At 61.8% G+C, this 26461-nt stretch carries 18 protein-coding genes; 8 read left to right on the top strand and 10 right to left on the bottom strand.

Features of this window, described 5'->3' with window-relative positions; translation table 11 throughout:
* Position 1: 1 nt before the first annotated feature.
* From C3F36_RS07785 to C3F36_RS07760, 6 genes are all read right to left on the bottom strand, one after another.
* A complete protein-coding gene (locus C3F36_RS07785) occupies positions 2 to 877 on the bottom strand; it encodes a prepilin peptidase (RefSeq protein WP_104454848.1) in 876 nt (291 codons plus the stop codon).
* A 77-nt stretch (positions 878 to 954) separates the two neighbouring features.
* A complete protein-coding gene (locus tag C3F36_RS07780) occupies positions 955 to 2196 on the bottom strand; it encodes a type II secretion system F family protein (protein ID WP_010675822.1) in 1242 nt (413 codons plus the stop codon).
* A 127-nt stretch (positions 2197 to 2323) separates the two neighbouring features.
* Positions 2324 to 4030, bottom strand: coding sequence for a PilB family type IVa pilus assembly ATPase TapB (gene tapB / locus C3F36_RS07775; RefSeq protein WP_104454847.1), 1707 nt, complete (start codon positions 4028 to 4030; stop codon positions 2324 to 2326).
* 3 nt (positions 4031 to 4033) lie between these two features.
* Positions 4034 to 4471, bottom strand: a complete 438-nt coding sequence (gene tapA, locus C3F36_RS07770) for a type IVa pilus major pilin TapA (protein ID WP_104456018.1) — start codon at positions 4469 to 4471, stop codon at positions 4034 to 4036.
* Positions 4472 to 4793: 322 nt separating this feature from the next.
* The gene (gene nadC, locus C3F36_RS07765) at positions 4794 to 5657 is read right to left on the bottom strand and encodes a carboxylating nicotinate-nucleotide diphosphorylase (protein ID WP_041213995.1); all 864 of its coding nucleotides are present in this window, start codon (positions 5655 to 5657) and stop codon (positions 4794 to 4796) included.
* A gap of 3 nt (positions 5658 to 5660) precedes the next feature.
* Positions 5661 to 6131, bottom strand: a complete 471-nt coding sequence (locus tag C3F36_RS07760) for a retropepsin-like aspartic protease family protein (RefSeq protein WP_104454846.1) — start codon at positions 6129 to 6131, stop codon at positions 5661 to 5663.
* 128 nt (positions 6132 to 6259) lie between these two features.
* Here C3F36_RS07760 and ampD point away from each other — a divergent pair, with 128 nt between their 5' ends.
* The 5 genes from ampD (at position 6260) to lpdA (ending at position 14221) form a co-directional block, all read left to right on the top strand.
* A complete protein-coding gene (gene ampD, locus C3F36_RS07755) occupies positions 6260 to 6832 on the top strand; it encodes a 1,6-anhydro-N-acetylmuramyl-L-alanine amidase AmpD (RefSeq protein WP_104454845.1) in 573 nt (190 codons plus the stop codon).
* Positions 6833 to 7108: 276 nt separating this feature from the next.
* Positions 7109 to 7873 carry a pyruvate dehydrogenase complex transcriptional repressor PdhR gene (gene pdhR / locus C3F36_RS07745; RefSeq protein ID WP_010675815.1) on the top strand — a complete coding sequence of 255 codons (765 nt, stop codon included), beginning with the start codon at positions 7109 to 7111 and terminating at the stop codon, positions 7871 to 7873.
* A gap of 83 nt (positions 7874 to 7956) precedes the next feature.
* A complete protein-coding gene (aceE, locus tag C3F36_RS07740) occupies positions 7957 to 10617 on the top strand; it encodes a pyruvate dehydrogenase (acetyl-transferring), homodimeric type (RefSeq protein ID WP_039040509.1) in 2661 nt (886 codons plus the stop codon).
* Positions 10618 to 10737: 120 nt separating this feature from the next.
* Complete coding sequence (gene aceF, locus C3F36_RS07735; RefSeq protein WP_104454844.1) at positions 10738 to 12645, top strand: pyruvate dehydrogenase complex dihydrolipoyllysine-residue acetyltransferase; 1908 nt, start codon at positions 10738 to 10740, stop codon at positions 12643 to 12645.
* 148 nt (positions 12646 to 12793) lie between these two features.
* Complete coding sequence (lpdA, locus tag C3F36_RS07730) at positions 12794 to 14221, top strand: dihydrolipoyl dehydrogenase (RefSeq protein ID WP_010675812.1); 1428 nt, start codon at positions 12794 to 12796, stop codon at positions 14219 to 14221.
* Positions 14222 to 14294: 73 nt separating this feature from the next.
* On the opposite strand, the gene C3F36_RS07725 is transcribed toward lpdA, so the two are convergent.
* The 3 genes from C3F36_RS07725 to C3F36_RS07715 all read right to left on the bottom strand — a co-directional run bounded on the left by C3F36_RS07725 (position 14295) and on the right by C3F36_RS07715 (position 18301).
* Positions 14295 to 14477, bottom strand: a complete 183-nt coding sequence (locus C3F36_RS07725; protein WP_017779057.1) for a hypothetical protein — start codon at positions 14475 to 14477, stop codon at positions 14295 to 14297.
* Positions 14478 to 14621: 144 nt separating this feature from the next.
* Positions 14622 to 16268 (bottom strand): methyl-accepting chemotaxis protein, encoded by a 1647-nt coding sequence (locus tag C3F36_RS07720; protein WP_104454843.1) that lies wholly within the window; start codon positions 16266 to 16268, stop codon positions 14622 to 14624.
* Positions 16269 to 16390: 122 nt separating this feature from the next.
* Complete coding sequence (locus C3F36_RS07715) at positions 16391 to 18301, bottom strand: methyl-accepting chemotaxis protein (RefSeq protein WP_104454842.1); 1911 nt, start codon at positions 18299 to 18301, stop codon at positions 16391 to 16393.
* Positions 18302 to 18574: 273 nt separating this feature from the next.
* On the opposite strand from C3F36_RS07715, the gene C3F36_RS07710 reads away from it, so the two are divergent.
* From C3F36_RS07710 to C3F36_RS07700, 3 genes are all read left to right on the top strand, one after another.
* On the top strand, positions 18575 to 20878 hold the full coding sequence (locus C3F36_RS07710; RefSeq protein ID WP_104454841.1) for a patatin-like phospholipase family protein: 2304 nt from the start codon (positions 18575 to 18577) through the stop codon (positions 20876 to 20878).
* A 229-nt stretch (positions 20879 to 21107) separates the two neighbouring features.
* Complete coding sequence (gene acnB / locus C3F36_RS07705) at positions 21108 to 23705, top strand: bifunctional aconitate hydratase 2/2-methylisocitrate dehydratase (RefSeq protein ID WP_104454840.1); 2598 nt, start codon at positions 21108 to 21110, stop codon at positions 23703 to 23705.
* Positions 23706 to 23936: 231 nt separating this feature from the next.
* Positions 23937 to 25508 carry an EAL domain-containing protein gene (locus C3F36_RS07700; protein ID WP_104454839.1) on the top strand — a complete coding sequence of 524 codons (1572 nt, stop codon included), beginning with the start codon at positions 23937 to 23939 and terminating at the stop codon, positions 25506 to 25508.
* Here C3F36_RS07700 and C3F36_RS07695 read toward each other — a convergent pair.
* Positions 25505 to 26422, bottom strand: coding sequence for a LysR family transcriptional regulator (locus C3F36_RS07695; protein ID WP_104454838.1), 918 nt, complete (start codon positions 26420 to 26422; stop codon positions 25505 to 25507). The genes C3F36_RS07700 and C3F36_RS07695 overlap by 4 nt on opposite strands.
* Positions 26423 to 26461: the final 39 nt, after the last annotated feature.

Below are 26461 nucleotides of genomic sequence, written 5' to 3'. Positions count from 1 at the left end.
GCTAGAGCACGACATCAAGATACCAGCGGGTGATGCTATCGCCCCACAGCAGCGTTATCCAGCCCGCGATGGCGAGATAGGGGCCAAAGGGAATGGGTTTGCCCTGGTGGTGGTTGCGCAGCAGGATGAGACCGATGCCGATGATGGCGCCCGCCAGCGAAGAGAGCAGCAGCACGATGGGCAATGCTTGCCATCCCAGCCAGGCGCCCAGCGCCGCCAGCAGTTTGAAGTCGCCATAGCCCATCCCTTCCTTGCCGGTCAGCAGCTTGAAGGCCCAGTAGAGGCTCCAGAGCACCAGATAACCCGCCATGGCGCCGACCACCCCATCGGCCAGGGGCACGAAACCGCCTGCCAGATTGAACAGCAGGCCACCCCAGAGCAGGGGCAGGGTGAGCTGATCCGGCAAGAGCATCTTGTCCAGGTCGATGAAGGTCAGTGCGACCAATGTCCAGGTGAGCAGCAGAGCGGCAAGGGTGCCCCAGCCGGGGGCAAGCGCGGCTGCTACCGAGACCGATAGCAGGGCGGTGAGCAGCTCGACCAGGGGATAGCGAGCCGAAATGGGGGTGTGGCAGTTGCGGCAGCGCCCCCTGAGCCATAGCCAGCTCAGCAGGGGAATGTTCTCCAGCGCCCCTATGGGGTGGTCGCAGTGGGGGCAGCGGGAGCGAGGCATCATGAGGTTGTATCGTCCGGTTGCAGGAGGAGTCTCTTCACCGTCACCGAAATAGTCGCTGTATTCGGCATGCCAGGCCCGCTCCATCATGATGGGCAGGCGATGGATCACCACGTTCAGGAAGCTGCCCACCATCAGGGAGAAAAGGAAAATCAAGGAGAGATAGAGCCAGGGCAAGCCCTGGGCCAGTTCGATCAAAGGCACCATAGATCAATCGCTTGTGTCGGGAACGGGGATGACAGATGGCCGGGGGAAATGCACCGCCCGGCCCTCTGTCGAGGGGGTCAGTGTATCACAGAGCCCAGCTTGAAAATGGGGAGGTACATGGCTACTACCATGCCGCCGACCAGCACCCCGAGCACCACCATGATGATGGGTTCGAGCAGGCTGGTGAGGCCGTCGACCATGTCGTCCACCTCCTGTTCGAAAATGGCGGCGACCTTGGAGAGCATGTCGTCGATGGCGCCGGATTCCTCACCGATCATCACCATCTGGGTCACCATGTCGGGGAAAAGATCCACGGTGCGCATGGCGACGTTGATCTGCATGCCGGCCACCACCTCGTTGCGAATGGCCATGGTCGCAGTGCGATAGACATAGTTGCCCGATGCTCCGGCCGCCGAGACCAGGGCATCCACCAGTGGGATACCGGCGGAGAAGGTGGTGGAGAGGGTGCGTGCAAAACGGGCCATGGCCGCCTTGTGCAGTATGTTGCCCACCACGGGAATGGTGAGGATGAACTTGTCCGTGTTGTCCCTGACCTTCTGGGATTTTCGCCAGGCCCGCACATAGAGGAAGACGGCGAGAGCCGCGCCGCCAAAGATGGCGTACCACCACTCCTGCATGAAGCGGGAGATGGCGATGACGAACCGGGTAAAGGCGGGCAGCTCGGCACCGAAGCTCTTGAAGATATCCTCGAACTGGGGAATGACGAAGAGCAGCAGGATGGAGGTGACGACGATGGCCACCAGAATGACCATGGACGGATAGAACATGGCCTTCTTGATCTTGGATTTGAGGGCTTCGTTCTTCTCGCGGTAGATGGCGATACGGTCGTAGATGGTCTCCAGGGCACCGGATTGCTCCCCGGCCTCGACCAGGTCGCAATAGAGGTCGTCGAAGTGGCGGGGATGGCGGCGCAACGCCTCCGAGAGCGGGGTGCCCGTTTCCACATCGGCGGCGATCTGGCCGATGAGTTCGCGCACCGCCGCTTTCTCGTGGCCGCGAGCAATGATCTGAAGACTCTGCACCAGAGGCACGCCGGCGGAGAGCATGGTGGTGATCTGGCGGGAGATGACGGCGATGTCCATCGGCTTGATCTTGGCGCCGCCCTTGGAGAAGAGCCCCTGGCTCTGCTTGCTGACCCTGGTGACGTTGACGCCCTGCTTGCGCAGCTCGGCCTTGACGGTGGTGATGCTGTCGGCTTGCAGCTCGCCGGAGACCTTCTGTCCCTTGCGGTTGACGCCGTGCCAGCGGTAGGAGAAGACTTTTTTCGGTGCGTTGCGTTTTTGAGCTAATGTGGCCATCACTGCATCCTGCAATTGGGCGACGGTGGCCGGATGCTGCTGCCTGTCCGGCTCATCTTGGCTTGAAGAAGGTCATCGGGGTGATTACAGCGGCTTCACCCGGCGAGATGACTCGGGCACTGCGAACTTAGTTGGTGGTGATCCTGTTGATTTCGGCCAGGCTGGTGACTCCCAGGCGGGCTTTTTCAAGGCCGGAGGTGCGCAGGGTGCGCATCCCTTCCTTCTGGGCGATGGCCGCGATTTGCAGCGAGTTGGCGCCCTGCATGATGAGTTTGGCGATGTTGTCGGACATCAGCATGATCTCATAGATGCCGACCCGGCCTCTGTAGCCTCCCGAGCACTCCTTGCATCCCACGGGCTTGAACAGCCGCAACCCGGCGGCCAGTTGCTGCTGGGTGAAGCCCAGCTCCAGCAACTCGGCTTCCGGCACCACTTCCGGCGCCTTGCAGTGATCGCAGAGTTTGCGGGCAAGGCGCTGGGCCATGATGAGGGTGACCGAAGAGGCGATGTTGAAGGCCGGCACCCCCATGTTCATCATCCGGGTGAGCGTTTCTGCCGCCGAGTTGGTGTGCAGGGTGGAGAGCACCAGGTGACCGGTCTGGGCGGCCTTGATGGCGATCTCGGCGGTTTCCAGATCCCGTATCTCCCCCACCATGACGATGTCGGGATCCTGGCGCAGGAAGGAGCGCAGGGCGCTGGCGAAGGTGAGCCCTGCTTTGGGATTGATCTGCACCTGGTTGACGCCGGGCAGGTTTATCTCAACCGGATCTTCGGCGGTGGAGATATTGACCTCGCTGGTGTTGAGAATGTTGAGGCCGGTATAGAGTGAGACCGTCTTGCCAGACCCCGTGGGACCGGTGACCAGGATCATGCCCTGAGGTTTGGAGAGGGCGTGCAGGTATTGCGTCTTCTGCCGGTCGTCAAAGCCGAGCTGATCGATATTGAGTCGGGCGGCCGAGGAGTCCAGCAGCCGGATCACGATCTTTTCGCCCCACATGGTGGGCAGGGTGTTGACCCGCATGTCCATGGATCTGTTGCGCGAGATCTTGAGCTTGATGCGGCCATCCTGGGGCAGGCGCCGTTCGGCAATGTCGAGCCGCGCCATCACCTTGAGGCGAGCCGCGAAGCGGTTGGCCAGGTTGACCGGCGGCGTGGCGACTTCGTGCAGTATGCCGTCTACCCGAAAGCGGATTCGGTACTTGGTCTCGTAGGGTTCGAAATGCAGGTCGGAGGCCCCGCGCTTGATGGCATCCATCATGATCTTGTGGATGTATTTGACGATGGGGGCGTCATCGTCCGCGGTGTTGACGCTCTCGTCGAGGCGGGAACTCTCGTCGGAGACCTCGAGTTCGGAGATCTCGGCCTCGTCGATATGATCCATGCCCAGGGTATCCTGCTCGCTCTCCATCAGCTTGCCGATGGCGGCGGTCAGCTTGCTCTCTTCGACCAGCAGGGCTTCCGTATGCAGGCCGAAGCTGAAGCCAAAATCCTCCAGAGCCGACACATTGGTCGGATCGGACATGGCGATATAGAGAGTATGCCCCTGGGTGTAGATGGGCAGGACATGGTGCTTTTCAATCAGCTTTTGATTGAGGTATTTCTGCGGGATCTCGGCGAGATCAAAGGCCGCCAGATCCAGCAGAGGTACCCCATATTCCAGCTCGCAGAAATCGGCGAGGGCTTTGCTGTCGAGGATGTCGTTTTCAATCAGGAAGGTGACAAAGGGCTTGCGCTGCGCCTTGGCCTGGCTCAGATAGCGCTGTGAGTCCGGCTCACTGAGGAGGGAAGAAGCGGCCAGGCTGGTGGCCAGGCCGCTATTGGGACTTGAGGTCATGCGTTAGCAGATACCGGCCGCTACACAAGAACCCACTGCACCAGATGGGTTGGCAGCCCAATTAACTTTCCCACTCTGAACTGTTGGGAGCAGAATATATGTTTCACCACTCAGTCCGTTGGTGTTGACGGCTGTTGCCGTAATCCGGTTGTTAGCTGCATCAACTGTGACTGATGCGACATTTCCATTCGCGGCTGAAATATTGGCAGGAACACCATTTGTACCTGCATCACAAGTGGATAAGGTTCCGTTAGCGGCCGCTGTGGTTTGAGCACACACTTCAATAGCTGATTTAAATGAGCCAGTTGAAGCGACAACCTCCGAGAACTTCGCTTTCTTGGTGTAGGTCTGATACGCCGGCAGGGCGATAGCGGCCAGTATGGCGACGATAGCGACCACTATCATCAATTCAATAAGGGTAAAGCCCGACTGTTTGTTCATGACGCTTTTCATGTCAAATATCCTTTTTTCCATGTTTCCTGATAAGCACCGGTGGAATGCTATCCACGCTGGTATCTTATCCGAGCGCTTCGGGTTGGCAACAGAGGCGGGGACCTTGTTCGCCGCTTTTATGTCATTTAGTGAAATGTGTAGAAAAATCAAAGATTAAATGGCTTCCATTGGCACTTGTCATGAGGCGGGAGGGCCCATCTTCACACTCCTTATGTCGTGGGATCCTGCATAAAGAAAAGGCGCCGATGGCGCCTTTTGCAAGTTTCGAGCCCTGTAATATTTTTGGGCACGAGCAACGGATGGGGCTTGCTCAAGCCGCGACAAAGCGCATGGAGAGATCCAGTGCCCGCACATGCTTGGTCAGCGCTCCCACCGAGATGAAGTCGATCCCGGTCGCGGCGTATCCGGCAAGGGTATCGAGGGTGACGTTGCCGGAGACCTCCAGCTTGGCTCTGCCCTGATTGAGGCGAACGGCCTCCTGCATCATGGGGATGTCGAAGTTGTCCAGCATCACGATGTCGGCCCGTGCGGCCAGGGCCTGCTCCAGCTCGGCCAGGGATTCGACCTCGACTTCCACCGGTTTGTCCGGATTGAGACGGCGCGCTTCGCTGATTGCTTCAGCGATGCCGCCGCAGGCGAGAATGTGGTTCTCCTTGATGAGGTAGGCATCAAACAGACCGATGCGGTGGTTTTTGCCGCCGCCGCAGGTGACCGCATACTTCTGGGCGCTGCGAAGGCCTGGCAGGGTCTTGCGGGTATCGAGCAGGCGGCAGTCAGTGCCTTCCAGCTCGGCTACATAACGGGCGGTCAGGGTGGCGACCCCGGAAAGGGTCTGCACGAAGTTCAGCGCATTGCGCTCGCCGGTCAGCAGCACGCGGGCGGGGCCATGGAGGCGGAACAGCTCCTGATTGGGGGCAAGGCGTTCACCATCTTGCACTTTCCACTCGACCTTCACTTCGCCACCGAGCTGGGCAAACACCTCGTCGACCCAGGGCTGGCCGCAGAAGACGCCCGCCTCGCGGGTGATGACTCGCGCGGTCGAGATGCGATCGGCCGGGATCAGCTGGGCCGTGATGTCGGCGCTGGCATCCGGTTGATCCAGCGCGGTGAGGGCATCGCCCAAGTCTTCGAGAAGTGCGGCGCGCACGGCGCGGCGGATGTCCTGTTGTAACATGCCTTATTCCTGCAAGGGTCTGAGAAGCAATTGCCTGTCTTTCTGGCGCAATTCCAGCCTGCCCAGGGCATTCATGCCCACCAGGATCTCCTCCCCGTCGGCAGCCGGATTGATAAAGACGGACAAATCGTACAGGGTCAGCGGACCCATCGCCAGACTTTCGATCCGGCTGGTTTCGACCTGGATCTCTCCGGCCGCCGTGTTGACACGGCTGCGGCCCGTGGCGACGAGGCCGAGCCGGGCGGCCACCTGGCTCGGTATGGTCACCCGGGTTGCTCCTGTGTCCAGCAGCAGTTGCACCGGTTGGTCGTTGATGGCACCCTCCAGACGATAATGGCCGCTGGCATCGGCCCTGAGCAATAGATCGCCGCTGGCGGTCACCGACGGTTGTTCACGACCATGAAAGTAGAAGGTCAGCAGACCCAGCAGCGAGAGCCAGGCGAGCAGCCAGAGACGGCGTGCCATCGGGTGCATAGTGTGTCCCATATCGCGCGAGTGAATGGCTTAGCCTAACATAGCGTTATCCATGAATTCAGAGACTTGTTCCCAGTTTTCCCATCCCGCCAGAGGCACATCGCTTTCATTTGTGAGTCGAGCAGACGATGACACAACCCACAACCCTGTTTTCCATCGATCGAGAAGGATGGTGCGAGCAGGCCCGCAAGGTGCCTTCCCCCCATCACAATGAGAGGCTCAGCCCGGAGGATGTCTCCTTGCTGGTGATACACGGCATCAGCCTGCCCCCCGGGCAGTTTGGTGGCCCCTTTATCGACGATCTGTTTCTGGGGCGGCTCGATCCCGGTGCTCACCCCTATTTCGCCGGTATTCATCAACTGAGGGTCTCGGCCCACTGCCTGATCCGCCGCGATGGGGGACTGGTACAGTACGTGCCTTTTGGCGCCAGGGCATGGCATGCGGGAGTCTCGAGCTGGGAGGGGAGGGAGGCGTGCAACGATTTTTCCATCGGGATCGAACTGGAAGGGACCGACGAGCTTCCCTACAGCGACAAGCAATACGAGGTACTGTCGGACCTCAGCCGGGCGATTGTTCACCGTTATCCCGCCATCACGGCGGACCGTATTGTCGGCCACTGCGACATCGCGCCGGGCCGCAAGACGGATCCGGGTGACAGTTTCGAATGGCCTCGCTATCGGGAAAAGCTTCACTTTGAGTGAAAAATCTAAAAATTATTTTGTGTTTTTAGAATCAATGGCTTGCCTTGTCTGGCAAGCCATTTTTCATGCTGTTGGCCAAATGTTATCGGTGAGCAAGCTCACAAATATTGGTCAGACCATTTTCTATGAGCTATATCATGATTCCGCGCTTTTACCCCCAAAGTGGCAACCGAGCTTCTTGATTCAGATCATCTTTTGGGTGGACTTTTTTCAAGCCCTCTGCTAATTTTCGCCCCAACCATAAAATTGGTAATACCAATTTAACAAAGTAGCCTCATGCCCTATATCAAGATAACTCAGCCCAAGCTGGCCGACGCCATCGTCGCCGAGCTGGAAAGCATGATTCTGGAAGGCAGCCTGCAGCCGGGCCAGAAGTTGCCGCCCGAGCGGGAACTCGCCATCCAGTTTCAGGTGTCGCGCCCTTCCTTGCGCGAAGCCATCCAGCGCCTGGAAGCGAGAGGACTCTTGTATCGTCGTCAGGGCGGTGGCACTTACGTACAAAATGCCCTGAGCAAGGGGATCGCCGACCCCCTGTTCGAACTGCTCAGCACTCACCCGGAAGCCCAGTACGACCTGCTGGAGTTTCGTCACGCGCTGGAAGGCATCTGTGCCTACTATGCGGCGCTGCGGGGCACCGAGGCTGATTTCGAACGGATTCGCCTGGCGCAAGCCGCCATCGAAGAAGCCGGTCAGCAAGGGTCGCTGGTGGTCGAATCGGCCGCCGTGACCCAGTTCTATCTGGCCGTGGCCGAGGCCTCCCACAACGTGGTGCTGCTGCACCTGTTGCGGGCCATGGGCCCCATGCTCGAGCAGAACATTTTACGCAATAACGAAATTTTGAATCGCCGTCCGGGAGTGGTCGCCAAGATCCGTCGCCATCGTGCGAGCCTGATCGAGGCTATCCTGTCGGGGGCTCCGGAGCGGGCCAGGGCTGCTTGTCATGAGCACCTGGCCTTTATCGAGGACACCTTGTTGGATATGCAGAGGGAAGACAGCCGGATCCAGCGATCCATGCGTCGGATCCGTCAGCAGGAAAACTAATCCCACAAGGCTTTCTTAATTGTCGAATGCTTGCGCCCTTCGCCGTGCAATGCCGTGCAATCACAACAACATAGGAACCAGCCATGTCTGATATCCTGAAGAACGATGTGGACCCGATAGAAACGCTGGAGTGGCTTGCCTCTCTGGAATCCCTGCTGCGTGAAGAGGGTCCGCAACGCGCTCAGTTCATCCTTGAACAGTTGGCCGAGAAAGCCCGCGCAAGCGGTGTGGACGTGGCTGCCAAGGCAAACCGCGACTACATCAACACCATCCCGTCCAGCGACGAGCCGGCCTACCCGGGCGACCTGGAAATGGAACGCCGCATTCGCGCCATCATCCGCTGGAACGCCATGATGATCGTGCTGCGCGCCTCCAAGAAAGACCTGGACCTGGGTGGTCACATGTCTTCCTTCGCTTCTTCCGCGACCATCTATGAAGTCTGCTACAACCACTTCTTCCGTGCCCGCAACGAGAAGGACGGTGGCGATCTGGTCTACTTCCAGGGTCACATCTCCCCGGGCATCTACGCCCGTGCATTCGCCGAAGGTCGTCTGACCGAAGAGCAGCTGGACAACTTCCGTCAGGAAGTGGATGGCAAGGGTATCCCTTCCTACCCGCACCCGAAACTGATGCCGGAATTCTGGCAGTTCCCGACCGTTTCCATGGGTCTGGGCCCCATCGCCGCCATCTATCAGGCGCGTTTCCTGAAGTACCTGACCGACCGTGGCATCAAGGATTGCTCCGAGCAGACCGTTTACGCCTTCCTGGGTGACGGCGAGATGGACGAGCCGGAAGCCAAGGGTGCCCTGACCGTTGCCGTGCGTGAAAAGCTCGACAACCTGGTGTTCGTGGTCAACTGCAACCTGCAGCGTCTGGATGGTCCGGTTGTCGGCAACGGCAAGGTCATCAACGAGCTGGAAGGTCTGTTCGCCGGCGCTGGCTGGGACGTGACCAAGGTCATCTGGGGTCGCAAGTGGGATGAGCTGCTGAAGAAAGATACTTCCGGCAAGCTGATCCAGCTGATGAACGAGACCGTGGATGGTGACTACCAGACCATGAAGTCCCGCGACGGTGCCTACGTGCGCGAGCACTTCTTCAACCGTTACCCGGAAACCGCCGCGCTGGTCAAAGACATGACCGACGAGGAGATCTTCGCCCTGAACCGTGGTGGTCACGACCCCCGCAAACTGTTCGCCGCCTTCTCCAAGGCTGCACAGACCAAGGGCAAGCCGACCGTGATCCTGGCCAAGACCATCAAGGGCTATGGCATGGGCGAAGCGGCCGAAGGCAAGAACATCGCTCACCAGGTCAAGAAGATGGATCTGGGCTCCGTGCGCCACCTGCGCGATCGTTTCAACCTGCCGGTCACCGACGAGCAGCTGGAAAACCTGCCGTACCTGAAGATCGAAGAGGGTACCGAAGAGCACAAGTACCTGCACGCCCGCCGTGCCGCACTGAAGGGCTATGTACCGACCCGTCTGCGCGAGAGCACCACCAAGCTGGAAATCCCGGCGCTGGATGCCTTCGGTCCGCTGCTGGGTGAACAGGCGCGCGAAATCTCCACCACCATGGCGTTCGTGCGTTCCCTGAACGTGATGCTGAAAGACAAGTCCATCGGCAAGCGCATCGTCCCGATCCTGGCTGACGAAGCCCGTACCTTCGGTATGGAAGGCCTGTTCCGCCAGATCGGTATCTACAGCCCGCACGGTCAGCAGTACACCCCGCAAGACCGCGACATCGTTTCCTACTACAAGGAAGACAAGCAGGGTCAGGTTCTGCAAGACGGTATCAACGAGCTGGGCGCCATGTCCTCCTGGCTGGCTGCTGCCACCTCTTACAGCACCAACGACTGCCCGATGATCCCGTTCTACATCTACTACTCCATGTTCGGCTTCCAGCGGATCGGCGACATGGCGTGGGCAGCCGGTGACCAGCAAGCCCGTGGCTTCCTGCTGGGCGCGACCTCCGGTCGTACCACTCTTAACGGAGAGGGCTTGCAGCACGAAGATGGCCACAGCCACATCCTGGCCAACACCATCCCGAACTGCATCTCCTACGACCCGTCCTACGCCTATGAAGTGGCGGTGATCGTACAGGACGGCCTGCGCCGCATGTACGGTGAGAACCCGGAAAACGTGTTCTACTACATCACCACCCTGAACGAGAACTATGCCATGCCGGCTATGCCGGAAGGCGCCGAGGAAGGCATCCGCAAGGGTATCTACAAGCTGGAAACCGTGGCCGGCACCAAGGCCAAGGTACAGCTGCTGGGTTGTGGTTCCATCCTGGGTCACGTGCGTACTGCCGCCCAGATCCTGGCCAGCGAGTACGGCGTGGGTTCCGACGTGTTCAGCGTCACCTCCTTCAACGAACTGGCTCGTGACGGTCAGGACGCGGATCGCTGGAACATGCTGCACCCGACCGCCGAAGCGCGTGTGCCCTACATCGCTCAGGTACTGGGCAGCGAAGCCACCATCGCTGCGACTGACTACATGAAGTCCTTCGCCGATCAGGTGCGTGCCTTCGTTCCGACCGAGAACTACCGTGTACTGGGTACCGACGGTTACGGCCGCTCCGACAGCCGTGCCAACCTACGTCGTCACTTCGAAGTGAACGAGTTCTACGTAGTGGTTGCTGCCCTGACCGAACTGGCCAAGCGCGGCGAGGTAGACAAGCAGGTTGTGGCCGAAGCCATCGCCAAGTACGGCATCGATGCCGACAAGGTCAACCCGCTGTACGCGTAAGAGGATTGAGTGTCGCGCCGGGTATCCGGCGCGACCTTGCCTGGGTTTAAACGGATAACGCGGGATGCGCGTGGTGATGCTCAGGCAGCCACGCGAATGCACGCAAGAGGATAAAGCGCAATGTCCAAACAGATTATGGTGCCGGATATCGGTGCCGATGAAGTTGAAGTCACCGAGATCATGGTGGCTGTGGGTGACAAGGTCGAACTGGACCAGTCCCTGATCGCCGTGGAAGGTGACAAGGCCTCCATGGAAGTCCCGGCCCCCGCCGCCGGTATCGTCAAAGAGATCCTGATCAAGGTGGGCGACAAGGTTGCCACCGGTTCCCAGATCATGGTCTTCGAAGCCGAGGGTGCTGCCGCACCGGCTCCGGTCCAGGCTGCTGCCCCGGTTGCTGCCGCGCCGGCCGCCGCTCCTGCTGCTGCCGCTCGCCAGGACGTCAACGTGCCGGACATCGGTGGTGACGAAGTGGAAGTGACTGAGATCATGGTTGCCGTGGGCGACATGGTTGAAGCCGACCAGTCCATCATCGCCGTGGAAGGTGACAAGGCCTCCATGGAAGTACCGGCACCGTTCGCCGGCCGCGTGGTCGAGATCAAGGTCGCCGCCGGCGCCAAGGTTTCCACCGGCTCCCTGGTGATGGTCTTTGAAGTGGCGGGCGCTGCCCCGGCCGCTGTTGCCGCGCCGGCTCCTGCTGCTGCCCCCGTGGCTGCCGCTGCTCCGGTTGCCGCCGGTGCCAAAGACGTCAACGTGCCGGACATCGGCGGTGACGAAGTGGAAGTGACCGAAATCATGGTCGCCGTGGGTGACAAGGTTGAAGCCGACCAGTCCCTGATCACCGTGGAAGGCGACAAGGCCTCCATGGAAGTGCCTGCGCCGTTCGCTGGCGTGGTCAAGGAGATCAAGGTGAAGGCGGGTGACAAGGTCTCCACCGGTTCCCTGATCATGGTATTCGAAGTGGCGGGTGCCGCTCCGGCTGCCGTGGCTGCTCCGGCTCCTGCCGCAGCGCCCGTTGCTGCCGCGCCGGCTGCCGCTCCGGCTGCCGCCGCTCCTGCGCCGGTTGCCCAGGCTGCTGCCGCCTCCGATTTCGTCGCCAACGACGCCTATGTCCACGCCTCCCCGGCTGTACGCCGTCTGGCGCGCGAGTTCGGTGTCAACCTGGCCAAGGTGAAAGCCTCCGGTCGCAAGGGTCGCATCGTCAAAGAAGACGTGCAGGCTTACGTGAAGGATGCGGTCAAGCGCGCCGAGTCCGCTCCGGCTGCCGGCACCGGCACTGGCAACGGCATGAGCGTCGTGGCCTGGCCGAAGGTTGATTTCAGCAAGTTCGGCCCTGTCGAAGAGCTGGAACTGACCCGTATCCAGAAAATCTCCGGTCCTGCCCTGCACCGCAACTGGGCCATGATCCCCCACGTCACCCAGTTCGACGAAGCCGATACCACGGATCTGGAAGCGTTCCGCAAAGAGCAGAACATCCTGGCCGAGAAGCAGAAGCTGGACGTGAAGATCACCCCGCTGGTGTTCATCCTGAAGGCGGCCGCCAAGGCCCTGGAAGCCCATCCGCGCTTCTGCAGCGCCCTGTCCGAAGACGGCAGCAAGCTGATCATGAAGAAGTACATCCACATCGGTGTGGCGGTGGATACCCCCAACGGTCTGGTGGTTCCGGTGGTTCGCGACGTCAACAAGAAGGGCATCCACGAGCTGTCCCGCGATCTGGCCGAGATCTCCAAGAAGGCCCGTGCCGGCAAGCTGACCGCTGCCGACATGCAGGGCGGTTGCTTCACCATCTCCAGCCTGGGTGGCATCGGCGGTACCAGCTTTACCCCGATCGTCAACGCGCCGGAAGTGGCCATCCTGGGCGTCTCCAAGTCCGAGATGAAGCCGAAGTGGAACGGTAAAGAGTTCGTGCCGCGCCTGATGCTGCCGCTGGCTCTGAGCTACGACCACCGCGTCATCGATGGCGCCGACGGTGCCCGCTTCATCACCACCCTGAGTGGTGTGTTGTCCGACATTCGTCTACTGGTCCTGTAAGTGAGAGGGCGGGCCCAGAGCCCGCCCTTTTTGCTTCTCATTTCGTTAACAGGATTGTAAACTTGCCCCGTTTTTTTCACGGCTGCAGCGGCCTTGTTTGGCATAAGACTGTGCTGTCCGGGGATATAAGAACGACAAAGAGGTCATGATGAGTAAAGAAATCAAAACCCAGGTCGTAGTACTGGGTGCTGGCCCTGCCGGTTATTCCGCTGCCTTTCGTGCGGCTGACTTGGGTCTGGATACCATTATCGTCGAGCGTTACTCCACCCTGGGTGGCGTCTGCCTGAACGTGGGTTGCATCCCGTCCAAGGCACTGCTGCACGTCGCCAAAGTCATTGAAGAAGCCAAGGCGCTGGCCGAGCACGGCATCGTCTTCGGTGCCCCGCAGACCGACATCGACAAGGTGCGTCTGTGGAAAGAGAAGGTCATCAACCAGCTGACCGGCGGTCTGGCTGGCATGGCCAAGATGCGTAAAGTCCAGGTTGTTAACGGTTTCGGCAAGTTCACCGGTCCGAACACGCTGGAAGTGGAAGGCGCCGACGGCAAGACCACCGTCACCTTCGACAACGCCATCATCGCCGCCGGTTCCCGTCCGGTGAAGCTGCCGTTCATCCCCCATGACGACCCCCGCGTATGGGACTCTACCGATGCGCTGGAGCTGACGACCGTTCCTGGCAAGCTGCTGGTCATCGGTGGCGGCATCATCGGTCTGGAGATGGGTACCGTGTACTCCTCCCTGGGTTCCGAGATCGACGTGGTGGAATTTGCCGACCAGCTGGTACCGGCTGCCGACAAAGACATCGTCAAGATCTACACCAAGCGCGTTGCCAAGAAATTCAACATCATGCTGGAGACCAAGGTCACCGCTGTTGAAGCCCGTGAAGACGGCCTGTACGTCTCCTACGAAGGCAAGCACGCCCCGGCCGAGCCGGTTCGCTACGACAACGTGCTGGTTGCCGTAGGCCGTGTGCCGAACGGCAAAATGCTGGATGCCGAGAAGGCCGGTGTTGCCGTCAACGAGCGCGGTTTCATCGAAGTCGACAAGCAGCTGCGTACCAACGTGGCCCACATCCACGCCATCGGCGACATCGTCGGTCAGCCCATGCTGGCCCACAAGGGTGTACACGAAGGCCACGTGGCGGCCGAAGTCATCGCCGGCAAGAAGCACTACTTCGACCCGAAAGTGATCCCGTCCATCGCCTATACCGAGCCAGAGATGGCCTGGGTGGGTCTGACCGAGAAGGAAGCCAAGCAACAGGGTCTGAACTTCGAAGTCGCCACCTTCCCGTGGGCTGCTTCCGGTCGCGCCATCGCGTCCGACTGCTCCGACGGCATGACCAAGCTGATCTTCGACAAGGAGAGCGGCCGCGTCATCGGTGGTGCCATCGTGGGTACCAACGGCGGTGAACTGCTGGGTGAAATCGGTCTGGCCATCGAGATGGGTGCCGACGCTGAAGACATCGCGCTGACCATCCATGCTCACCCGACTCTGCACGAGTCCGTGGGTCTGGCTGCCGAAGTGTTCGAAGGCTCCATCACCGACCTGCCGAACGCCAAGGCCAAGAAGAAAAAATAATCTTCTGCCCGTTTCATAAGAAAAGCCGCTCCATGGAGCGGCTTTTTGTTGTCTGTCTTTCGGCACCCAGCGGTCAGCAGCGCCCCTTCTTGGCCTGTCCCGGTGGGCAGAAGGTACCGTAGCCTCCGCGATCCCCGTCGCTGACCCGGATCCGGGTATCGTCCACGCTCACGTCGGCACCGTGCACCCGCACGGGCCCGCTGCTGCAGGCACTGAGCAGCCCCCCCAGCACTATCATCACGACCAGCTTGCCCATCATACCTCCTCGCGTTTTCCTGATTATGGGGCATTTTCAGAAGCCGGTGGAGGCGGTGCAAAAGCGCCTGCGTCACGGCTTGCCGTGGTGGCGACAGAGGGCGCCGCTGCGCCCTCTGTCGGGTGATGAAATGGGAGTCAAAAGTTACAGCCGGAAGTTGCCGACCAGCTTGTCGAGCTCGCCGGAGAGGTGCTGCAGGTTGCGGCTCGACTCGGTCAGGTGATGGGCGATATCGGCGGTCTCCATGGTGAGCTGGTTGATGTCTTCCACGTTGCGGTTGAGTTCGCCCACCACGCTCGACTGCTCTTCGGTGGCGGTGGCGACCTGGATGTTCATGTCGCTGATCTGGGTGATGTGCCCGGTGATCTGGTCGAGGGCGCCGTTGGCCTCGTCGGCCTGGGTCACCACCCGCAGGCTCTGGTTGCGCCCCTGGGCCATGGCGCTGACGGCGCGGGCGCTCTGCTCCTGGAGGCTGTTGATCATGCCCTGGATCTCGGCGGTGGAAGCGGCGGAGCGGCTGGCGAGGTTGCGCACCTCGTCGGCCACCACGGCGAAGCCACGGCCCTGCTCGCCGGCGCGGGCGGCCTCGATGGCGGCGTTGAGGGCAAGCAGGTTGGTCTGCTCCGAGATGCTGCGGATGGTGTCGAGGATGCTGCCGATGGAGTCGGTCTGGCTCGCCAGGGACTCGATGACCCCGGCGACCTGTTCGATTTCACCGGAGAGGCCGACGATGCCGTGGCGGGCCTGGGCGACGACCTGGGCCCCTGCATCGGCCTGCTCGTTGGCCTGCTTGGCGACGTCGGCGGCGAGAGACGCATTGCCGGCGATCTCGCTGACGGTGGCTCCCATCTCGTGGATGGCGGTGGCGACCTGGACGGTGCGATCCCGCTGGGCGGTGCAGTTGTGCTGGGTGAGCTGGGCCTTGGCGGCCACCTCGTTGGCAGTGGCGGCGAGCTGGCGGGAGTTGCTCGCCACCTGCACGATGGCCCCGTGGATCCGGGTTACGAACTGGTTGAAGCTGTGGGCAATCTCGGCCAGCTCGTCCTTGCCGGTGAGACTGGCGCGGCTGTCGAGGGCGAGGTGGCGTGCCACCTCGCCAATATGGGATTGCAGGAAGGAGACCCGGCGGCGCAGCCCGATGAGGATGAGGGTCGAGACGAGCAGCGAGATGGCGATGGCGATGACGATGATGGCGATCATCTGGGTACGACCGCTGTCATAGCTGTTTTCGCTCAGGTCGTTGCGATGCTGGGCCTGACCTATCAACCCGTCGAGCAGCTCATTGGCGCCCTTGCGCATGACCCCGTAGCTCTGGCTGTAGCGATCCCGGTAGATGGCGCGTGCCTCGTCCATCTTGTTGTCAGAGAGCGCCTGCAACATTGGGGTCAGCTCCTCCCGCTCCACCCGGGTGAATTGATCGAGCAGGGTCTGGGCCTTGGCCCGGGCGTCGGGATCGACCTGGGCCTTGACGGCCTGCTCCATGGCCTGGCGCATCTCGGGAATGTCTTCCTCGCGGGTCTCCTTGACCCGGGTCAGCACCCCCTTTTCGTCGCGCAGGGAGGTGTCCTGCAGCAGCATCATGTCGATGCCGACGCGCATGCGCGGGATGCGGGAGGCCACTTCCGCCATGGCCCGCATGGGGGTGGCGGTATTCTGGAACAGCTCTTCGGCCTGCTGCCTGATGTTGTCCATGCTGCGCAGACTGGCGGCGCCAACCAGCAGCAGGGCGAGACAGGGCACGGTGACGGCCAGGATCAGTTGGGTTTTGATGGTGAGGTTGCCTGCCAGCATGTTGACTCCTTGGTGTGTTGCTGTGTCGCTACTGTAGCGGCTTGTCATGACGGTTCGCCGTCATGGGGGTCGGTATTCCCTGTCGACCCGGTGAAAAAAGGGCGCCGCAGCGCCCTTTCATCTTATAACCGGAAGTTGCCGACCAGCTTGTCGAGCTCGCCGGAGAGCTGTTGCAGGCTGCGGCTGGACTCGGTCAACTGGTGGGCGATATCGGCGGTCTCCATGGTGAGCTGGTTGATGTCCTCCACGTTGCGGTTGATCTCCCCGACCACGCTGGACTGCTCTTCGGTGGCGGTGGCGACCTGGATGTTCATGTCGCTGATCTGGGTGATGTGCCCGGTGATCTGGTCGAGGGCGCCGTTGGCCTCGTCGGCCTGGGTCACCACCCGCAGGCTCTGGTTGCGTCCCTGGGCCATGGCACTGACGGCGCGGGCGCTCTGCTCCTGGAGGCTGTTGATCATGCCCTGGATCTCGGCGGTGGAGGCGGCGGAGCGGCTGGCGAGGTTGCGCACCTCGTCGGCCACCACGGCGAAGCCACGGCCCTGCTCGCCGGCACGGGCGGCCTCGATGGCGGCGTTGAGGGCCAGCAGGTTGGTCTGCTCCGAGATGCTGCGGATGGTGTCGAGGATGCTGCCGATGGAGTCGGTCTGGCTCGCCAGGGACTCGATGACCCCGGCGACCTGTTCGATTTCACCGGAGAGGCCGACGATGCCGTGACGGGCCTGGGCGACGACCTGGGCCCCCGCATCGGCCTGCTCGTTGGCCTGCTTGGCGACGTCGGCTGCCAGGGATGCATTGCCGGCGATCTCGCTGACGGTGGCTCCCATCTCATGGATGGCGGTGGCGACCTGGACGGTGCGATCCCGCTGGGCGGTGCAGTTGTGCTGGGTGAGCTGGGCCTTGGCGGCCACCTCGTTGGCGGTGGCGGCGAGCTGGCGGGAGTTGCTCGCCACCTGTTCGATGGAGCCGTGGATCTTGGCGACAAAGTTGTTGAAGCCGGTCGCCACCTGGGCCAGTTCGTCACGGCCATCGACCTTGAGGCGATGGGTGAGGTCGCCATCATCGCTGCCGAGTTCGCGGAACAGGCGGGCCAGTTCGTTGAGGGGGCGGCTCACGGAGCCCGCCAGGAGAACGCCGAGCAGCCCCATGCCGACGGCGATGGCCAGGCTGACCAGCACCATGTGTAGGCGCGCTCTGTCCAGTTCGGCATAAATCTCGGCCTCCGGCACCTGGGCCACCAGATACCAGTCGAGCAGGGGGATGTAGCTGCTGGCCAGGATTACTGGCTGGCCGTCGACCTCGGCATGGGTGGCGGCAAAGGGCTGCTTGTTGAGCAGGTTGGTGCTACTGCCGCTGGCCAGCTGGGTCAGGTTGTCCCGATCGATGCGGGCGGCGTCGGAGTGCAGCTTCACCTTGCCGCTGCCGTCTGTCATGAAGACGAAGCCGCTGTCGCCGATGCGGAAGTTGGCGAGCATGCTGACCATGCTGTCGAGGGATTTGGCGAGGCCGGCGAGGCCGCGTCCGTCGAGTTGCTGGAAGTTGACGAACAGTTTCACCTCGCCGTTGCTCTCCCGAAAGATGCTAAGCATCAGATCCTGGCGGCTCTTGGTGTAGTCATAGAACCAGTTGTCCTGCTCGTGGTTCAGGATGCGCAGAAAACCGTCCTGGTTGTAGTAGGCGGCACTCTGACGATCGGCGAAGGAGGCGGTGACCAGACCATACTGGCTCGTCATGTCCTTGAGCTGGTTGATGAGGATGGACTCCTGCTCCTTGGGCATGCCGCGCTCGACCCAGTCCAGCACGAAGCGGTCGTTGGCAAGCTGTCTGGCGGCATTGGCGACCGAGGTGAGATCCTTCTCGATCTCCTTGCCGATGCGCTGGGTCAGGTTGGGCAGCTCTTGCTCGAACATGCGGTTCTCGATCAGCTGCTGGGCAGAACGCTGGCTGAAATAGCCCACCAGCAGGCAGGAGAGGGCCACGGCGAGGATGACGGTGGCCAGAATTTTCTGTTTCAGTGTCAGGCTTGCGAACATAAGGGTGACTCGGAAGTGTGAACCAGGGTTGAACTCATAATAGCGGCTGATTTGGCGCGCTCTTGAGGCGGCGGGGGCGTTTATTGTCGATTAACGTTTGCGCTCACACCCGGATTGGACTGGATTGGCGCCCGATTTTGCCGAGACATCGTTGCAAGCGGGGCGATCCCTCGCCAGCACCCCGGCTTGCGGTTAAAGTGCTTGCACTTATAGTAGGCTGCACCTGACTGGCGGCCTGCCCGCTCGACTCGCACCGGATTTATGGACTCTCATATGCGCATCTTTCATCGGGGATGGACCCACCTGCTCGTGCTCCTGCTGGCGACCCTGCCGTTCATGGCGGCGGCCGGAGCCAATGATCCCGCGCCTTCGGCCAGAAACCCGGGGGCAACCAAGATGGATCGTCCGAGGATCGCCCTGGTACTGAGCGGCGGCGGGGCCAAGGGGTCGGCCCATATCGGGGTGCTCAAGGTGCTGGAGGCAAAGCACATCCCGGTGGACATCATCGTCGGGACCAGCATGGGCTCCTATGTGGCGGGCATGTATGCCATGGGGCTCAGCGCCGAGGAGGTGGAGCGCACGACGCTGGCCATCGACTGGAACAAGGGCTATCAGGACAAGGTGGGGCGCGACGAGCTCTCCCTGCGCAAGAAGCAGCAGACCGAGAAATACCAGCTGCGCACCGACATCGGGGTCAACGGTGACCAGACCCAGTTGCCGGACGGTTTCTTCCAGGGACAGTCCATGGCCAGCCTGCTGCGCCACGCCACCTCCAACCTGCCGGCGCAAAAGAGCTTCGACAACCTGCCTATCCCCTATCGCGCGGTGGCGACCGACATGGAGACGGTGACCCCCTTCGTGCTGGATCACGGCAGCCTCGCCAAGGCGATGCAGGCCTCCATGTCCATTCCCGGTGCCCTCAAGCCGGTGGACTGGGACGGCCGCATCCTGGCCGATGGTGGCACGGTCAACAACATGCCGGTGGACGTGGCCAAGGCCATGGGGGCCGACGTGGTGATCGCGGTGGACATCAGCGCCAAGCTGCGTACCCGCGAGTCCTTGAAGTCGGGATTGGCCATGATCGATCAGCTCACCACCTACATGACCCAGGTGGGGACCGAAAAGCAGAAGGCGCTGCTCGGCCCCAGGGACATCCTGCTGACCCCCGAGTTCGGCAACATGGGGATCGCCGACTTCGCCCTGATGCCGGAGGGGATCAAGATCGGGGAGGCGGTCGCCAACAGTGCTGCGGCCCGGCTCGATGCGCTCTCTCTCTCGCCCGCCGCCTACGCCGACTATCGCAACGGCAAGCTGAGCCGGCGCGCCGAGCGCAGCGGCCAGCCCGCCTACTATATCGACAAGGTGGAGATCATCAACAAGTCGCGCCTCTCCGACGACACGGTGCGGGCCATGCTGAACGTGCGTCCGGACAAGGTGCAGACCTACGAGAGCCTGGAGGCGGGGATCCGTCGCCTCTACGCCCTGGAGTCGTTCGATCGGATCACCTACGAGGTGGAGGAGCGGGACGGGGAGAACGTGCTGGTGGTGGACGCCAGCGAGAAGAACTGGGGGCCGGGTTATCTCAACTTCCAGCTCGGTTTCTCCGATGACTTCGAGAGCAGCTCCAACTACAACGTCGGCATGTCCTACACCCTGACCAACGTGAACGACTGGGGAGGCGAGTGGCTGACCGAGGCGTCCCTCGGGACCGCCAAGCACCTCAAGACCGACTTCTACACCCCGCTGGAGCCCTCCCAGACCTACTTCGGCGAGACGAGCCTGGCCTACGACAAGACCCAGCGACGCGTCTTCTTCCCGGAAGAGAGCAGGTCCTCGTCCGGGGTCAGCTATCTGGACTCCGAGTACAGCTTCACCAGCGTGGATCTCGCCGTCGGCTGGAATCGCCAGCCCTGGAGCCGCTTCTCCCTTGGGCTGGAGGGCAAGATCGGCAGCGTGGAGATCCAGAACCTCACCAACGCGGATGCCGATGCCTCCGCCTGGGGACCCTACATCCGCTTCGAGCACGACACCCTCGACAGCCGCTACTTCCCCTATCAGGGGGTCTACTGGGACATCAAGGGTGGCTACTCCTACGTCGATCTCGACCCCGCGGACGCGCCCTCCGAGCAGGCCGAGGGGGTGAATTACCGGCTGGTGATGATCAAGCCCTGGTCCTGGGACAGACACAGCCTCAACCTGATGCTGGAAGGGGGCGGCTCAAGCTCCCAGGAGACGGTACCACTGTTCGTGCAGGATCTGGGCGGGCTGTTCCGCATGTCCGGCTTCCAGCATTACCAGTTGAGCGGTCGCTACAGCCTGTTCGGCGGATTGCGCTACATCTACCGGGTGGCGGACAACGATTTCGGTGCCTTCAAGGCGCCCCTGTTCCTCGGGGGTTCCCTCGAGCAAGGGGGGGTCTGGGACAAGGGGGAGGACATCAGCATCGAATCCTCCTATACCTCGGGTTCCCTCTATATGGGGGTGGAGAGTTTCCTCGGTCCCATCTTCCTCGGCTATGGCGTGGCGGAGGGGGGGCACGACATGTTCTATCTGCAATTGGGCACTACGTTCCAATAAGGGCGAAATGCTGCCTTTTTGTTAACTCACCTTGGGTGGGCGGCTTGTCACTCTAAAAAAACCTAATGGGTTTATATGGTTATGCTGGTTTGATGAATAACTGCACAGGGTTTGGATTTTAATTAGTCGTTAAAACTTATATAGTGGGGGGCACCCTACGGGTGTCCCGCAAGGACGATCGCCGCGAGCTTGGGCGAACCCCAAAAAAAAGACCAAAGAGGAATTAGTCGTGCTTGAAACATACCGTAAACACGTCGCAGAACGTGCCGCCGAAGGCGTGGTTGCCAAACCTCTGGACGCAGAGCAGGTCGCCGCCCTGGTTGAGCTGATCAAGAATCCGCCCGCCGGCGAACAGGACTTTCTGAAAGAACTGTTGTCCTCCCGCATTCCCCCGGGTGTTGATGAAGCGGCCTATGTGAAAGCCGGCTTCCTCACCGCCGTCGCCAAGGGCGAGGCCCATTCCCCCATCCTGACTGCCGCCGAAGCCGTCGAGCTGCTCGGTACCATGCAGGGTGGTTACAACATCCAGCCGCTGATCGACCTGCTGGACGATGCGACCCTGGCTCCTCTTGCCGCCAAGGGCCTCTCCCACACCCTGCTGATGTTCGACTCCTTCCACGACGTGGAAGAGAAGGCCAAGGCGGGCAATGCTCACGCCAAGCAGGTGCTGCAATCCTGGGCCGACGCCGAGTGGTTCCTGAACCGCCCGGCCCTGGCCGAGAAGATCACCGTCACCGTGTTCAAGGTGACCGGCGAAACCAACACCGACGATCTGTCGCCGGCGCCGGACGCCTGGTCCCGCCCGGACATTCCGCTGCACGCCCTGGCGATGCTGAAGAACGCCCGTCCCGGCATCACCCCGGACAAGGATGGCGTCATCGGCCCCATCAAGACCATCGATGCCCTGAAAGAGAAAGGTTTCCCGCTGGCTTACGTGGGTGACGTGGTCGGTACCGGCTCTTCCCGTAAATCCGCCACCAACTCCGTGCTCTGGTTCATGGGCGACGACATTCCGTTCGTGCCGAACAAGCGTGCCGGCGGCGTCTGCCTCGGCGGCAAGATTGCCCCCATCTTCTTCAACACCATGGAAGATGCCGGCGCCCTGCCCATCGAAGTGGACGTCTCCAAACTGGAGATGGGCGATGTCATCGACATCTTCCCCTATGAGGGCAAGATCACCCGCCACGGCACCGACGAGGTGCTGGCCCGGTTCGAACTGAAGACCGAGGTGCTGATCGACGAAGTGCGCGCCGGTGGCCGCATTCCGCTGATCATCGGCCGCGGCCTGACCGACAAGGCCCGCGAAGCGCTGGGTCTGCCGTTCTCCACCGTGTTCCGTCGTCCGCAGCCTGTCGCCGACACCGGCAAGGGCTTCACCCTGGCCCAGAAGATGGTGGGCAAGGCATGTGGCGTGAAGGGCATTCGCCCGGGCACCTACTGCGAACCCAAGATGACCACGGTCGGCTCCCAGGACACCACGGGCCCCATGACCCGCGACGAGCTGAAAGACCTGGCCTGCCTCGGTTTCTCTGCCGATCTGACCATGCAGTCCTTCTGCCACACCGCCGCTTATCCCAAGCCCATCGACGTGCAGACCCACCACACCCTGCCGGACTTCATCATGAACCGCGGCGGTGTTTCTCTGCGTCCGGGCGACGGCGTCATCCACTCCTGGCTGAACCGCATGCTGCTGCCGGATACCGTGGGTACCGGTGGTGACTCCCACACCCGTTTCCCCATCGGTATCTCCTTCCCGGCTGGCTCTGGTCTGGTGGCCTTCGCCGCCGCCACCGGCGTGATGCCGCTGGACATGCCGGAATCCGTGCTGGTGCGCTTCAAGGGCGAGCTGCAGCCGGGCATCACCCTGCGTGACCTGGTCCATGCCATCCCCTACGCCGCCATCCAGAAAGGGCTGCTGACCGTCGAGAAAGCGGGCAAGAAGAACATCTTCTCCGGCCGCATCCTCGAGATCGAAGGTCTGCCGACCCTGAAAGTGGAGCAGGCGTTCGAACTGGCGGACGCCAGCGCCGAGCGCTCTGCCGCTGGTTGCACCATCAAGCTGGATAAAGAGCCGATCATCGAGTATCTGAAGTCCAACATCGTGATGCTGAAGTGGATGCTCTCCGAAGGCTACGGCGACGTGCGCACCATCACCCGCCGCATCAAGGGGATGGAAGAGTGGCTGGCCAACCCGGTACTGATGGAAGCGGACAAGGACGCCGAGTACGCCGAAATCATCGAGATCGATCTGGCCACCATCAAGGAGCCGATCCTGTGCGCGCCGAACGATCCGGACGATGCCCGTCTGCTGAGCGACGTGGCTGGTGACAAGATCGACGAGGTGTTCATCGGTTCCTGCATGACCAACATCGGCCACTTCCGCGCCGCCGGCAAACTGCTCGAGAAGTACCAGGGCGAGCTGCCGACCCGCATGTGGATCGCGCCGCCCACCAAGATGGACAAGGATCAGCTGACCGAAGAGGGCTACTACGGCATCTTTGGTCGCGTCGGTGCCCGCATCGAGATTCCGGGCTGCTCCCTGTGCATGGGCAACCAGGCGCGGGTAGCGGAAGGGGCCTCCGTGGTCTCCACCTCCACCCGCAACTTCCCGAACCGCCTGGGCAAGGGTGCCAACGTCTATCTGGCCTCTGCCGAGCTGGCTGCGGTTGCCGCCATCATCGGCAAGATCCCGACCGTGGAAGAGTATCTGCAGTATGCCAAGACCCTGGACGCCACTGCTGCCGACACCTATCGCTACCTCAACTTCAACGAGATCGCCTCCTACACCAAGAAGGCCGATGCGGTGATCCTGCAGCAAGCGGTCTGAGACTCGCCGGTCTGACCACTGAAAATAACAATGCCGCGTCTCGACGCGGCATTTTCCATTTCAGGGGGCTGCGCGATAATGACCCGCCATGCCCAGCAACGGCGTCGTCGATTTGCCTGGTACGCGCGTTGCGCTTTCGTTGTCTGGCCATGATGGCCCCACCGTTTCCTGGTGGGCATTTTTATACCGCGGTACCTGCGAAGCGGGCCCGCGCATTGCGGCGTGGTTGCTATGTTTCTGTTCCGGATTGATCTGGCCCGCATGAAGTGGCGCCTTGGTTGTGCCCTGCTGATGTTGGCCCTGCCCCTGGTGGTGGGAGGGTGGATAGTGCACGACAGCTACGAGCAGGAGCTGAAGAACGATGCCAGCGCGTCAGCCAGCAAGGCCAGAACCTTGCTGGAGCGCATGCTGGATCAGGCCGAACGGGCCAACCTCGAGGTATTGCCGCTGGCCGGTCGACCTTGCAGCGACAACCTGCTGCTGCTGCGCAAGCGAGTGGCGCTGGAGCCGTTCCTGCGCTCCATCAATCTGGTGCGACAGGGGATCATCAACTGCACCTCGCTGTTCGGGCCTGCCAGGGAAGTGGATGACGGCTCCCGCTACACGGATCGCAAGTTGCTGCTGATGAGCGGCAACCTGGTGCGCAAGAATCACCCCTTGCTGGTGGTGCGTCAGGAGCGGGGGCGTGATGCGGCACTGAGCGCCATTGACAGCAGCCAGCTCAGTTTCATGCTCACCCTGAGCAGCGATCCCAGCGAGCTGTTCTTGCAGGTGGGGTCCGCCTGGCTCGATGAGTCCGGCCACTTCCAAAGCGATCCGCCGAAACTGCACAGCAAGTTTGCCCTGATACTCGCCTCCCAGCGTTACCCCTTCACCATCCACGCCGGTTATGCCATGCCGATCTACTGGCGTGCCCTGTGGGAGGCTCGCCATCTGCAACTGATCTGGCTGGGAGCCAGTTCGCTGGTGCTCTCACTGCTGGTGTGGTGGCTGCTTGGGCGGCCTGGGGCCCTGACGGACGAGCTGAGACGCGGGCTGCGAGCCAGGGAATTTGTCCCCTATCTGCAACCGCTGATCGCCAGCAAGGGCGGCAAGATGGTGGGAGCCGAGGTACTGATGCGCTGGCAACATGCCACCGAGGGGCTGATCCGCCCCGATCTCTTCATCCCCCAGGCGGAAGAGTCTGGCCTGATCGTGCCCATGACGGTCAACCTGATGAAAACGGTGGCCAAGACACTCCACCCGGTGCAGGAGCAGTTGCCCGAGGCATTTCACATCAGCTTCAACATCAGTGCCATCCACTGCCGGGACCTCTCCCTGGTGGCGGAGTGCCGCGACTTCCTCGGCCACTTCGTGCCGGGACGGGTGGTGCTGGTGCTGGAGCTCACGGAGCGGGAGCTGCTGGTGACCAGCCCGCAGACCCTCTCCCTGTTTCGCCAGCTCGACGAGATGGGAGTGCAGCTCGCCATCGATGATTTTGGCACCGGCCACTCCAGCCTCATCTATCTGCAGCAATTCCACGTGGACTATCTCAAGATCGACCGCTCCTTCATCGGCCGTATCGGGACGGAGTCCCTCTCCGAGCACATCGTGGACAACGTCATCGACCTTGGGGGACGGCTGGGGTTGTCCCTGGTGGCCGAAGGGGTGGAGACGGAGCAGCAGGCCGCCTATCTGAGGGGCAAGGGGGTCCAGTATCTGCAGGGATACCTGTTTGCCCGCCCCATGCCGATACGCCAGTTCTGCCGGGAGCTGACGGCGGGAGAGATACAGGTCGCTGCCGGGCGCACCGCCCAGGGCTAGGCCGGGCCCACCAGGCTGTGCAGCCAGTTCACCAGGATGTCGTGGGGGCTGCCGGGTTCGGGAGGGGCGGGGGCGAGCAGGTGATAGCCGGTGCCGTCGGGGACGAAGCCGAGCGGTGCCACCAGCAGACCGGCCTCGATATCGTCGCACACCTGCCGGTAAGGGCCGATGGCGACTCCCAGCCCGGCGACTGCCGCCTGCAGGCTGAAATAGAAGTGTTCGAAGGTCTGACCCGGCACCTCCTCGTCGGCGGACATGCCTGCGTGCTGCTGCCACTCCAGCCAGGCGCCCGGACGGGTCTTGGTGTGCAGACGGGGTGCCGTTGGCCTGAGGGCCTGCACATCCCCCCTGGATTCAAAGAAGTGCGCCACCTTGCCCGGCGGGCAGACAGGGCCGGTCCGCTCTTCGAACAGCAACTGGTTGTAGAGCTCGGCAGGCCAGTGAAAGTCGTTGCGCCGGATGGCGAGATCGATGCCGCTGCCAAAGCTGAGGGCGCCGCCGCCCGCCATCAGGTGTACGTCCAGCTCCGGGTGCAGAGCCTGGAAGGCGGGCCAGCGCGGGATCAGCCAGCGCATCAGGAGGGTGGGTTCGCAGGAGAGCACCAGTGATTGGGGGCGGCTCTGCTGGCGCAGGGCCTGCGCCGTCTGGCGGATGCTGCCTAGCCCCTCTCTGACCGCCTGATAGAACCGTTCACCCGCGTCGGTCAGAAAGACCCGGCGCTGGCGCCGCTCGAACAGCATGACCCCCAGATCCTCCTCGAGCAGACGTACCGCCCGGCTGATGGCGCCATGGGTGAGATGCAGTTCGTCGGCGGCGCGGCCGAAATGCTCGGTGCGGGCAGCCACCTCGAAACAGCGCAGGGCGGTAAGGGAGGGAAGTGAGAGGGCTTTTTGTGAGTTTTTTTCACCATTCATGTCAGAAATCATCGTTCGTTATTGGTGTTATTGGCAAAT

Origin of the sequence: Aeromonas sp. ASNIH2 (assembly GCF_002934795.1) — a bacterium.
Lineage (GTDB): Bacteria > Pseudomonadota > Gammaproteobacteria > Enterobacterales > Aeromonadaceae > Aeromonas > Aeromonas caviae.
This window is presented reverse-complemented; position numbering and strand designations above follow the sequence as displayed.